This window comes from Clostridium sp. BSD9I1 (assembly GCF_900185645.1).
Classification (GTDB): Bacteria; Bacillota; Clostridia; order Clostridiales; family Clostridiaceae; genus Clostridium_AK.
In genome coordinates, this window is record NZ_FYAM01000023.1 from 441,988 (window position 1) to 454,704 (window position 12,717).

8 protein-coding genes and 1 pseudogene are annotated in these 12,717 nt (G+C 36.7%); 3 read left to right on the forward strand and 6 right to left on the reverse strand.

Annotated features, from left to right (window positions below; all coding sequences use genetic code 11):
• Positions 1-110 precede the first annotated feature (110 nt).
• Together BSD9I1_RS09595 and BSD9I1_RS09600 are read left to right on the forward strand one after the other, a co-directional pair.
• A complete protein-coding gene (locus BSD9I1_RS09595) occupies positions 111-2,105 on the forward strand; it encodes a translation factor GTPase family protein (RefSeq protein ID WP_186430153.1) in 1,995 nt (664 codons plus the stop codon).
• Between the two features lie 83 nt (positions 2,106-2,188).
• Complete coding sequence (locus BSD9I1_RS09600) at positions 2,189-3,118, forward strand: DMT family transporter (protein WP_186430154.1); 930 nt, start codon at positions 2,189-2,191, stop codon at positions 3,116-3,118.
• Between the two features lie 123 nt (positions 3,119-3,241).
• Here BSD9I1_RS09600 and BSD9I1_RS09605 read toward each other — a convergent pair whose 3' ends face one another.
• The 3 genes from BSD9I1_RS09605 to BSD9I1_RS09615 form a co-directional block, all read right to left on the reverse strand.
• On the reverse strand, positions 3,242-4,216 hold the full coding sequence (locus tag BSD9I1_RS09605) for a carbohydrate kinase (RefSeq protein WP_186430155.1): 975 nt from the start codon (positions 4,214-4,216) through the stop codon (positions 3,242-3,244).
• A 313-nt stretch (positions 4,217-4,529) separates the two neighbouring features.
• Positions 4,530-5,123 (reverse strand): LemA family protein, encoded by a 594-nt coding sequence (locus BSD9I1_RS18910; protein WP_242966453.1) that lies wholly within the window; start codon positions 5,121-5,123, stop codon positions 4,530-4,532.
• A 172-nt stretch (positions 5,124-5,295) separates the two neighbouring features.
• Positions 5,296-5,487: a hypothetical protein gene (locus tag BSD9I1_RS09615; protein ID WP_186430156.1), complete on the reverse strand. Its 192-nt coding sequence runs from the start codon at positions 5,485-5,487 to the stop codon at positions 5,296-5,298.
• 268 nt (positions 5,488-5,755) lie between these two features.
• Between BSD9I1_RS09615 and BSD9I1_RS09620 the strand changes: the two are divergent.
• Positions 5,756-6,086 (forward strand): annotated as a pseudogene (locus BSD9I1_RS09620) (transposase); the annotation flags it as partial.
• A gap of 370 nt (positions 6,087-6,456) precedes the next feature.
• Here the strand turns inward: BSD9I1_RS09620 and BSD9I1_RS09625 are convergent.
• The 3 genes from BSD9I1_RS09625 to BSD9I1_RS09635 all read right to left on the reverse strand — a co-directional run bounded on the left by BSD9I1_RS09625 (position 6,457) and on the right by BSD9I1_RS09635 (position 12,714).
• Positions 6,457-8,460 carry a cell wall-binding repeat-containing protein gene (locus tag BSD9I1_RS09625; protein ID WP_186430157.1) on the reverse strand — a complete coding sequence of 668 codons (2,004 nt, stop codon included), beginning with the start codon at positions 8,458-8,460 and terminating at the stop codon, positions 6,457-6,459.
• Positions 8,436-11,597 (reverse strand): InlB B-repeat-containing protein, encoded by a 3,162-nt coding sequence (locus BSD9I1_RS09630; RefSeq protein ID WP_186430158.1) that lies wholly within the window; start codon positions 11,595-11,597, stop codon positions 8,436-8,438. The genes BSD9I1_RS09625 and BSD9I1_RS09630 overlap by 25 nt, the downstream gene beginning before the upstream one ends.
• Positions 11,598-11,811: 214 nt before the next feature.
• Positions 11,812-12,714, reverse strand: a complete 903-nt coding sequence (locus BSD9I1_RS09635) for a DUF4428 domain-containing protein (protein ID WP_186430159.1) — start codon at positions 12,712-12,714, stop codon at positions 11,812-11,814.
• Positions 12,715-12,717: the final 3 nt, after the last annotated feature.

Genomic DNA, 12,717 nt, shown 5'->3' on the forward strand with positions numbered 1-12,717 from the left:
AACTTTTTTCCTAGTAAACTATGGCCATGCTAGACATAAATTATAAAATTGATTAAAATAGTAAGTAAACTAAAAAGAACTAGTATAAACCTGTGATTGGAGAAACAACCATGACAATTAAAAATAGTATTCGTAATATTGGAATAGTCGCTCACGTAGATGCTGGTAAAACTACTTTGACAGAGCAGCTACTTTATCAAAGCGGCTCTAGTAGAACCTTAGGAAGCGTTGATAAAGGAACAACTCATACAGATTCTTTAGATATTGAAAAGCAAAGAGGAATTTCAGTAAAAGCTTCTGAAACCGATCTTTATTGGAAAAAAACTAGTATTTATATCATCGATACTCCTGGACATATTGATTTTAGTGCCGAAGTGGAAAGAAGTATATCCGTTTTAGATGGTGCCGTGATGGTACTCTCTTCTGTAGAAGGTGTCCAGCCTCAAACAGAAGTATATTTCAATGCTTTAAAACAACTTAATACTCCCACAATATTTTTTATAAATAAGCTTGATCGTATTGGTTCTTCTCCTGATAGGATTCTTGAGGATATGAAGAAGTTACTTTCAAATAAGCTTGTACCCATACAGTTGCTTTCCAAAACAGATACTGGTTTTAGTGTAGAAAACTTATTTGATAAATTTCATAATATAAAAACCATAAAAGACATAGATAGTGAAATTCACAAATCATTAGTAGAAGATATTGCTAGCATATTATGTGATAACAACGAAGATCTTCTTCAGCAATACCTAGAAGATTCTCTAACTATGGATACTATAAAATATCAGATAGAAATCCAAGCAAAAGAAGGTAAAATTTATCCTGTTTTATTTGGAACTGCGCTAAAAGGTGAAGGAGTTACTGAATTACTTGATAGTATTATAAATTATCTACCAGGTCCAGTTGATTTAGATGATAGTGAATTATCCGCACTGGTATATAAAATCTCTCATCATAAAACTTTAGGGAAAACAGCTCACTTAAAATTATTTAGTGGAAAAATAGAAAGTAGAGATGAAATATTTAATATAAACAAGGATAAAAAAGAGAAAGTTACCGTGATAAAAAAGATAGTAAGTCAAAAGCAGATAGATATAAAATCAACCGCTAGCGGCGATTTAGTAATGGTAAGTGGATTAGATTGCAGTACCTACGATATATTAGGAAGTAAAACTCATATTCCAAAACTCCCTTCTCTTGCCTCCCCTCTTTTGACTTTGAAAATATATGCAAAAAAAGAAGAGGATTATATACCCCTAGTAGAAGCATTAAATATATTACAAGCGGAAGATCCTCTATTAAATATGGAATGGATAAAGGAAAAGAAAGAAATTCATATTCAAATTATGGGTAAAATTCAATTAGAGATAATCCACTCTATACTAATGGAAAGATTTAATATAGAAGTTGCCTTTGATTCACCTTCTGTTATCTACAAAGAAACGCCTGTGTCTAGTGGCTATGGAGAAGAGTCCTATACTATGCCTAAGCCATGCTGGGCTGTAGTAGATTTCTTAATAGAACCCCTGCCACGAGGAAGTGGTATCATATATGAATCCAAGGTCAGAACTGAAAAGGTAAAATTAAAATATCAAAGAGAAATAGAAAATAACTTAGATAAAATATTGCAGCAAGGAATTTATGGCTGGAATGTTACTGACTTAAGGATAACCTTTGTGGAAGGCGAAGATCATGTTTTACATTCACGCTCAGGAGATTTTGCCACAGCTACCGCCATGGCACTTATGAAAGGCCTTACTAAAATAGGTACCACTTTATTAGAACCAATGATCAATTTTAGAATTACTGTACCTGAAGATATCTGTGGAAAAGTTTTAAATGATATAATTCAGATGCGAGGAGTCTTTGAAAACCCTACCATTCATAATAATGCTGCTACTATAGAAGGTGTTTTACCTGTGGCCACCTCCTTAGAATATTCCATTACTTTAAGCATAATTTCTTCTGGGAAAGCAGTAATGAGCACTAAATTTGCTGGATATGAGCCCTGCAGCTTAGAATTAGGGGCAAAACGAGAACGATTTGGTGTTAATCCTTTAGATAGAGCTAAATATATACTTTACGCACGTAATGCACTATAAATCAAAATCCCATTTATGCTGTGCTATTTGACGCTTTAGTATGTCTATTACCCTATTAGAATGAGCAAAAGGAGATGATTCAGATGAATAATAAAAGATTACGTGCTAATATGATTTTATTACTTACTTCAGCTATATGGGGATTTGCATTTGTTGCACAAAGAGTAGGTTCTCAATATGTAGGAGCTTTTACGTTCAATGGAATAAGATTTGCCCTTGGAAGTATTTCTCTCCTACCCTTAATTATATACTTCGATAAGAAAAAGAAAAATGACAGCAGTAATGAAAATAATATTGAAGTAAGTGTAAAGAAAATAATTGTACCTGGAGTGCTCATTGGTGCCATTCTTTTCGCGGGTTCAACCCTTCAACAAATTGGCCTTACCTATACAACCGCTGGGAAAGCAAGCTTTATTACAGGTCTTTACATGGTGGTCGTACCGATAATTGGAATATTTTTAGGGCACAAAATTGGGAAAAACTCCTGGATTGGAGTAGGACTTGCAGTTGCTGGACTCTATCTGTTAAGCGTAAATGAAAATTTCAGTATAAGCTATGGGGATTTCCTTGAAGTTATAGGTTCCATGTTCTGGGCTATTCACATTTTGACAATAGATTATTTTTCTAATAAGGTGGATTCTTTGAAATTATCATGTATTCAATGTGCAACATGCTCATTTTTAAGCATTATATCCGCTTTAATATTCGAAGAGATTACCATAAGCGGTATATCAAATGCTTTAATTCCAATACTCTATGGTGGCTTTTTATCCGTTGGTGTAGCATACACCCTACAAGTGGTAGCTCAAAAGGACGCCAAACCATCTCATGCAGCAATCATTCTAAGTATGGAATCAGTATTTGGTGCTATAGGAGGCGCAGTTCTACTTGGGGAAATTATGAGTGCAAGAGGATATATAGGTTGTATTCTTATACTTGGAGGAATATTAGTATCTCAAATTAAACTTTCTCCAATGCAAATCATATCTGAAGCAATAATAGAAGATGAATAATAATAATAATAATAATAATAATAATAATAATAGTTAAGGGTTAAGTCCTTCAATAGGAATTTGGCCCTTAACTATTTTAACCACAACTATATAATTTATTAATCATTCTAGCCTTATACTTTATTATGGCATTCTTCCTATTCTGTTTATAAAATTTTCTACAGCCTCACAAGAAGGGAGAGCGCTTATAGCCCCCTTATTAATAGTAGTCAATGCTGCAACTGCATTTGAAAATCCTAGAATATGTTGCATATCTTTGTATGATATATTATTTATGTCTATGTCTTTACTTAAAATCTTAAATAAAAAAGCTCCTATAAAGGAATCTCCAGCACCAGTAGTATCTACGGCTTTAACCTTGAACCCCTCTAAATCCAATTCACAACCACCAAAATAAGCGGAAGCTCCTTTGCTTCCCCTTGTAATAAGCAAAACTTTAATATCAAATCGCATCAACCATTGAATTGCTTTTTCTTCATCATTAATTCCTGTAATAAATTCCAGCTCATCCTCACTTATTTTTAGTATGTCAGCATATTTTATAAATTCACCAATTATACTTTTATATTCCTCATGATCTTGCCATAAGGGAAGTCTTATATTGGGGTCAAAGGATATTAGCCCTCCAGCCTTTTTAACCCCTTCAATAGCAGCTATATGTGCTTTTCTAACTGGTGCATCTACAAGACTTACAGAACAAAAATGAAGAATATCTCCTGCTTCAAACCAATCGCTGCATATTTCACTTTCTTCTAAAAGCATGTCAGCACTTCTCTTTCTATAAAAAGAGAAGTCTCTTTCACCATCCTCCTTTAAGGAAACAAAAGCAAGAGCGGTATTAGCTTTATCAGTTCTAAATATATACTCTGTACCTACTCCCGTATTCTTTAAAGTTTCAACAAGAAAATCTCCAAAGGCATCTTGCCCTAATTTGCCTATAAAATAGCTTCTACCACCTAGTATTGATACTGTAGCAGCCACATTGGCTGGAGCACCACCTGGAGCCTTTTGAAAGGAATTAACCTTTTTTAATTCAACTCCACTTTGCTCAGAAATAAAATCAATCAGCGCTTCCCCAATTGTAAATATCTTTGCCATTATTGAACCTCCGAAACTCAAGCTATAAAATCACCAATATTATTGTTTAATTTATGGTTTTTTTATCTATTATAAATTATATCTTAATAATAAACATACGTGTACATCTTCTATTTATTCAAGTAAATTTTATTAAAGAAAATTCCCTCAAACTAAGCTGTCTGAGGGAACATTTTTTATTAGTTTCACAGAATGTAGTAAAAGCCTTTGAAATATAGTGAGATACCTGATCGCTATTTTGTACACCACTTTAAATTATTCTTAGATGTTGTAAAATACTTATTTAGAAGGTTATAAATTTATTGTTTGTGATTTATTTTTCTGGAATTTGAGGCGCATCACCCGGATGAATCAGATCGAATCTGCTTTTGTCGTTCAGCCGTTCCAGCTCGCTAATGGTGCAGCCCAGTTTGCGGGCAATGAGCCAAAGCATGGTATATGGGGTGTACTTCAAGTTTTTGGGTGCATCTGCTTTCACACCGTATTGATCAAAGGAGTCGGCCAGGGGTTTGTCAGTGATGTTCACTGTGATGTTGCCCTTGCTGTTCACTGTACCGAAACCCTTGATTTCTCCTTGTATGGGAAAATTAGGCTTATCCAGTGCTGGTGGGGTGACAATGACAGGGCTGTTTTTATGCGAGGAGCTTTCACCGCCGCCGCCACCATTTGAACTTGTCATCACGCTTCTTCTGGATTTGATTGTTTCAATCAGAGTTTCGCTTTCGTGCTTGGCATAGCCCTTTGTCAAATCCAAAAGGGCCGTCAGAGCGTCAAAACGACTTGACAGCTGAACCCCTATCTGACTCATGGCATTGCTGATATTCTCATCAAGCATGGCCAGTTTGCGCTGGGTAGAGATTGTCCATAGAACAATAACCGAAACAATTGTGATAAAAGTTGGCAGCATAATATAATCCTCCTTTTTCATTTTGGAATGGGCAGACAGACAACAGTTTTGTTCCCCTGCCAATTTTGTGGCTTGTGTGCCCGACAGATAAATACATCTCATCTTTTTCTGTAACAGTACCAAAAACACTCGGGACGCTCATGGTGATATAACCAAAGGTCATAGAAACAAACTATGTTTCCGAAGCTGCATCGGTATTGCCTGCCCCTCCGGAACTGCTTTGTGTGGGAGCAGGGGTGTCCTTGCCTCCGCAAGCTGCAAGTCTCAGTGTCATAACAAGTGCCATCATAAGTAGCAGTGATTTTTTCATTATAAACTCTCCGTTTTCTGTTGGTTTCTGTGGGGAACATTCCTTTACGTTCAATCTATCAAAAATTCCCCTAAAAAAACTGTCCACTGCATGAAACATGCTTTTTTCTGCACGAAATATAATGCCGAATATCCAATTATTATTTTAAAATGATAGTGGAGAAATGGAAGAATATTTATGCTAAAGATTGCGATCTGTGATGACAATATTGACGAGCTATCCAATATGGTACAGCTCATAAACCAATACCAATCATCAAAAAATCATAGCTGCGAATACGCCGTCTCTCCAAACGGATTTGAGTTGGTTTTGACAAAACCGTACCGATAAAATTATTCCAATTGCTCAAGAGTGGCAAAATAGGCCTCTAGATTCTGTATATCCTATAGTATTTTTAGATGCTATCCATTATAAAGTGCGTTCTGAGGGAAAAGTTATTAATAAAGCTGCATATATAATTATGGCAATATCTATGTCGGGAAACAAAGAGATATTAGGCATTTGGGTTAGAGAAAATGAAAGTGCAAAGTATTGGTTAAGAGTTCTAACAGAACTTAAAAATAGAGGTGAAAGATGTTTATATTGCAGCTATAGATTGGTTAATAGGTTTGAAAGATGCTATAAAATCAATTTATCCTAATACAGAAATTCAACAAAGTAAATGGGGAGATTTATATTCGATAGCAATAAATTCATGACAAAATAATTGGGAGGATTGCTACAAATACTAGCACAGCTATCTATTCACTTCGAAGATAGGTTTGATGAAAGTATGATATAGCTTGTATAATGTCTACCTGCTAATTGAGAAGTGTCTCTCTTTTTGAAAATAAAGCTTGTACACCTAAAGTTTAGTAGAAATAAAAGAGGAAAAATCAAAATGATTCATCCTCTTTAATATAAAAAATATATCCATATTGAAAAATTTTTAATAGAGTTTATACGAATTTATTGACGTACTCAACTAAATATTCTAGTAGAGTTATTCCTGCAGAATCGATCATCATATCTACTTCTCTAAATTTATTTTAAAATTTGTCCAAGTTCTTTTTCTAGAGCTTTATTCAGCACTCCTTCTCCACCAAATATTATTATTTCTGATGCCTTTTTATTCTTTAGATAGTTTATTTGGTTTTCTGATAAAACTTTATCTAAAAGAATAATTGGTGAATTATTCTTTGCTGCATATATACTTCCTGCTAAGGCATCTGGAAAGTTGTTTCCTGATGCTACACATCCAACACTTCCTGATAAATTGAATTTTTTTGCTACTTCAATAGAAGTTTCAAAACGATCCATCCCACCTATTCTTACAATATTGGATTTATCAAGTGCTGTAAGTTGTGAAATTTGATTTTCAACAGCTTCACTAATTGCTCCCTGCAATCCAATTATAAATACTTTACCTGGCTTTAGTTCTAAAAGCTTTTTCTTTATTGCATCAGGAATTTCATTCTGTGCAACTAATAATATAGGATATTGGTTTACTGCTGCTGCACTGCTTACTGAAAGTGCATCTGGAAAATTCTCTCCACTTACAATAACTACTGGTGAGCCTTCTTTAATCTCTAGATTTTCAGCAATTTTTGATGCAGTTTCATATCTATCCATTCCACTGATCCTTTTAATAGTTTGGAATCCACTATCTTTTATTTTTTGTTCAATAGCACTGCTCACTACTCCAGTGCCTCCTAATATAAATATTGTTCCATTTGACTCCATTCTATCCTTCATATAAGAGATTATTTTTTCCGGATCGCTATTAGAGCTTCCAACTAAAAGCATTGGTGCATTATTCTTATATGCAAATACGCTTCCTGTTAATCCATCTGGATAGTTCTCTGAATTTACAATAACTACATTTTTCACCTTGTCTTTAAAGGCTGCTTTTGCAATTTCAATGGCTGTATCTACTCTATTTTCTCCAGCCAATCTTGTTACTCCAGTAGTATCTGCTGAGCTATCATTAAATTTTATAATTGTAAAGGTACTGAATTTATTTATTCTAAATTTTATTCCTAAGGTTCCATTTTTGTATTCTACTATTTCCCCTCTTGTAAGTACCTTTTCTCCATCACTGTGTTCTATGAACACTCCAAGGCTTTTTAAGAAAGCTTCTCTTTCTGATGGATTAGTTGAAATTGTAACACCTTTTAATGGCAGTTCGATGTCTACTGATCTATTACTCATATTTGTTTCTATGGTCATAGGTCGTCCTACTACTGCTATACTATCATTTTCTGATACTTTTTTTACTACTTCTTCTTGAACTGCTCTTTGTTTAATTTCTTCTTGCTGCTTTGCATCTTTTATTGGAACTACTCTAAAATATAAATCTTCCTCTATCTGTCCATCTCCTGGCTCAGCTAAATCTTTTATAGATTCTTTAGGTAAAGTAATTCTAGCATTTTCCGTATCTATTTCTAAGCTTATATTCCCATTTGCTATTACAGAGATGGTAGCTTTAGGTACACCTACTTTTGTTTCTGATACCTCATCCTTTGCATCTGGTACTACAATTCTTGCAATATCCTTACCTTCCTTTTTCAGTGAATCTACTGTTTCTTTAGCTTTGTCCTCAGTATATTTCACCTCATCCATTTTTGTACCATCTGCTTGTGTAGTTCTATTAATTACTACTTTCGAAACTGTATTGTCACTTTTACCATCTGTAACATTTACTGTAACTTGTTCTGTTTTTGAAGATGATGTGGATGAACCGCCTCCACCACCACCACCTGAAGAATTCACTGTCCATTTTGCATATAAAGTTACATTTCCTGTTACTGTATCTGTTGCAAAATCCCATACATTTGTACAGCTGCTTTCCTTATACCAGCCTCCAAAAGTATAGTTAGTTCTTATTGGTGCTGATGGTTCTGTTATTTTTTCTCCTGAGTTTATATTCGTTAGACTTCCTACTGCGCTTCCACTTTGTGAGTCAAATCTTATTGTGTAAGTTGGATTTGCTGTCCATTTTGCATATAAAGTTACATTTTCTGTTACTGTATCTGTCTGAAATCCCATGCATTTGTACAGCTAGCTTCCTTATACCAGCCTCCAAAAGTATAGTTAGTTCTTATTGGTGCTGATGGCTCTGTTATTTTGTCTCCTGAGTTTATATTTACTATATCGCTTACTGGACTTCCACTTTGTGAGTCAAAGCTTACTGTGTAGGTTTCTGCTGCATTTATAGTCATTGTATATATGTGTCTATCTGTTGCTGGTGGCACTGCACTATCTGTTACAGATACTGTAAAGCTAAATGCACCTGCACTAGTTGGAGTTCCTGTTAAGGTACCATCAGCTGCAAGACTTAGTCCTGCCGGCAATCTACCTGGAGTTACTGTATAGCTTTTTATTCCTACTCCTCCAGTAGAATTAAAATTAAATCCACTGTAAGCTACTCCTACTGTTCCTGCTGGGGGATTTGTAGTTTCAATTGCCAATGCTGGAGCAGTTATATCTACTACTCTATAGGTTGTACCATTTTCTAAACCAGTTATATCTGTCACACCTGTTACAGATACTGGTGTGATGTTTCCTACAGTTCCTGTTGCATTCACATATTTTCCATTATCGCTTCCACTGATAATTTGCACTGTATAAGTTTTAGATGCATCCAACCCTGTGATGGTTGCATTTCCTGCGATAGCTTCTGCTACAGAGCTTCCATCCACAGTAACTACTGCTGGAGATTTAATATTGCCATTTGAAGAAGCTGATAAATAAGCATCTAAGAATAAAGATGTTGAATAACTCTTTGCTGTAACCTTATAAGTATATATTCCTGCACCACCACCGACGCCTGTAATGGCTGATGTAAAATCTACACCGCTAGCTGCACTCGCTGCTGGAACATTCACTGCTCCATTTAATAGCTTCCCATTCTTATAAAGCTGTACATCATAGAGTGCTGCATTTGCTACCGCTGTCCAATGTGCTACATCTCCAGTCCATGTGAGCCCTGTTACTGTTTCAAGCTTTGTTATATTTTGACTTCCTGAAGCTGTTGATTGTGGTCCATCTAAATAAGTAGATCCATTTCCCTTTGCTGTCACTTTAATAGTATATACTCCGGGTCCTCCTGACCTCATTTGTAGAATTATTGAACTTCCTGATTCCATTGTATCCGTTCCTTCCGAAGTTCCATCCCTAAACAATTCAACTTCGTAACTGGATGTATTAGGTACGGCATTCCAGCTTATTATGCCTGAAGAAGAAAGTGCTACATTTTTTACCTGTGCTAGCTGAATTGTCCTAATGTTGTCATTTGAAGCAGATGATTCATCACTATCTGAAAATAAAGAACTTAAATAAGCCTTTGCTTTAACTTTATAGGTGTAAGTTCCAGCGTTGCTTACTGCAATAGTTGATGAATAATCTACACCGCTAGCTACATTACCTGGTAATACAGTTACTACCCCATATAATTTAATTCCATTATTATATAGCTGTACTTCATAATATGCTACATTGGGTACTGCTGTCCAATGTGCTACATCTCCAGTCCATGTGATCCCTGTTACTGTTTCAAGCTTTTTTATAGTTTGACTTCCTGAAGCTGTTGATTGTGGTCCATTAGTGTAAGTGGTTCCATTTCCCTTTGCTGTCACTTTAACAGTGTAAACACCAGCTCCTGCTGCTTTCATGTCTGAAAGACAATTATGACTTGTTGCATCTATTGCATCTGCTGATTTTGTTACTGCTTTTCCTTGCTCTATACTACCCTTGTATAACTGTACTTCATAACCAGATGCATTAGCTACCTTGTCCCAAGTTGCTACACCTGAAGCAGAAAGTGCTACATTTTTTACCTGTGCTAATGGACTAGTTACAAGATTATCATTAGAAACTGCTGACTGAGCTGCATCCAAAAGCAAAACTCTGTCTCCCTTTGCTGTAACCTTATAAGTATATATTCCTGCACCACCACCGACGCCTATAATGGCTGATGTAAAATCTACACCGCTAGCTGCACTCGCTGCTGGAACATTCACTGCTCCATTTAATCGATTCTCATTCTTATAAAGTTGTACATCATAACTTGCTGCATTGGGCACACTTGTCCAGTGTGCTACATTTCCAGTCCATTTTAGCCCTGCATCTACTTTTGCTAGTTGAATTATAGTCTGACTTCCTGAAGCTTCTGATTGTGGTCCATCTGAGTAAATAGATCCCTCTCCCTCTACCTGTGCCCTTACTTTAACAGTGTAAACACCAGGTCCTCCTGACCTCATTTGTAAAATTACTGAACCTCCTGATGCCATTGGAGTGGTTCCTTTCGAAGTTCCATTCCAAAACAATTCAAGTTGGTACTTGGATGCATTAGGTACAGGATCCCAGGTTACTACGCCTGAAGGAGAAAGTGCTACATTTTTCACCTGTGCTAATGGAGTAGCTACAATATTATCATTAGAAGCTGCTGACTCATCTGCACTTGAAAATAAACTGTCTATATCAGCAAGTGCTGTAACCTTGTAAGTATATGTTCCTTTACCACCATCGATCCCTGTAATGTCTGATGTAAAATCAAAACCATTAGCTACCTGAAAGGGTAACAACATTGCTGGTAACCCTAATTTACTCCCATTTTTGTATAACTGCACAAAATAGCTTCCTGCATTTGGCACTGTTGCCCAGCGTGCTATATTTCCATCCCATGCTAGCCCTGTTACTGTTGCTAGCTTTGTTCTAGCTTCACCTACTGTTGCTGTCGTTTCGTCACTTACTGTGTTTGGCGCTAATATTGCTGTTACGGAAATCGTATCTCCTTCTTTTAATTCTAAGCTGTCAACTGTCCAATATCCACTTATCTTTACTGTTACTGGTGGCTTTGCTACACCATTTACGCTTAGTACTACTGTTGCTCCTGGCACTGCTGTTCCAACTAAACTTGTATCTCCTTCTCTTGGTGTCAATGTTATTACAGGTGTGTCTGTTTTCATATCTGCCGCAAAAGTTGCTCCTACACTTATGTTTTGAGTTACATTGCTATCTATTCTTGTAGTTGTATCAACTCCATCACTCAAGCCTGTAAAATGGTAGCCTGGATTTGCTAATGCCTTTACTGTTGTTATTTGCATAATTAGCATAAACACCAATAGGAAAATTAAACTTCTTTTACCATTCAACAATAGCCGCCTATTTAGTCTTTTTTTCATAGGATCTGTTCCTCCCTAATTCGCAAAGTTGGTTTTTCTTGTTCCAGAAGTTTCTGCAACCTTTGAGTTTCTTCTTTAGTCGCAGAACGAATATGTTTTTTTTCACAGGAGGGGCATTCATTTACCTCTCCTGTCCGGCAAAATAAAAAGCTGCAGTCCTCGCAGGCGTAAGTCATGCCCTCCTCTCCTTTCCCCATGGATATGGCAGTTTTCTTCAAATTCCAAGCAGGAGCTTTTTCTTTGCTTCAAATTCCTGCTGAGAAATGATGCCGTCCTCCATGAGCGCCTTGTATTTCTTGATTTCCTCAATGGCATCTGTAGGAGGAGCCATGGTTGCATGTACCACCCCCGACGTACCGTGACCGATGGACTGCTCTGTTGAACTGGGAAAGGCAACCGTCTTGAATGCTTCCACCAGCTTTTCAATTTCCTCAATGCTACGCTGATACGAGCGGATGTAGTCATTCACATCCGGGAGGTTATTATCAAATCGTGGACCGTCCATGTCGCATTTAATCACCGTCCAGTAGGGATGGTCAAAATGCAGCTCAACGTTAAACGCCTGAAAGGGCTCTGGTACATCAAAATACTGCACCGGTGCTGACCCGTTTTGCTTGCCGTCATCCAGCTTGTCAATGGCACGGGCCATTTGTCTGTTCATCATAAACTGGGCGATTTGAGGCGCCATAGCCATAGCGCGCTCCGGCACAGTGCTTGTATAGCGGCGTATACCCTCCGCTGAACCATCAAACAAGGGGATATTGTCCTCTTTAATGGTAAATGATTTCAGCTGTTTGCCCTCAAATACGGTTTTGTCAGGGTTTTTGCTCATGCAGAACAGCTTATTCTGGTGATCAAAGATGATTTTAGTATCCCAAAGACCGAAGTCAACTCGTTCAGAAATCACGAATTTATCTTTCAGCAGCTGGTTTTGATCGTAAAATGCTAAATATTCCTTGAACTCCTGCATCGTAAGATGGTTTTCCTTGTCGCTTTCCATATCAATCTTGTTGTAGCAAGTGTCACAGATGTATTCGCCCTCGATTTTCGATGGCAGAAACCATGAAATCTTGCCGCCGCAGATGGGGCAAGGTGGTTTTTTAGAAAATAAGCCCATATT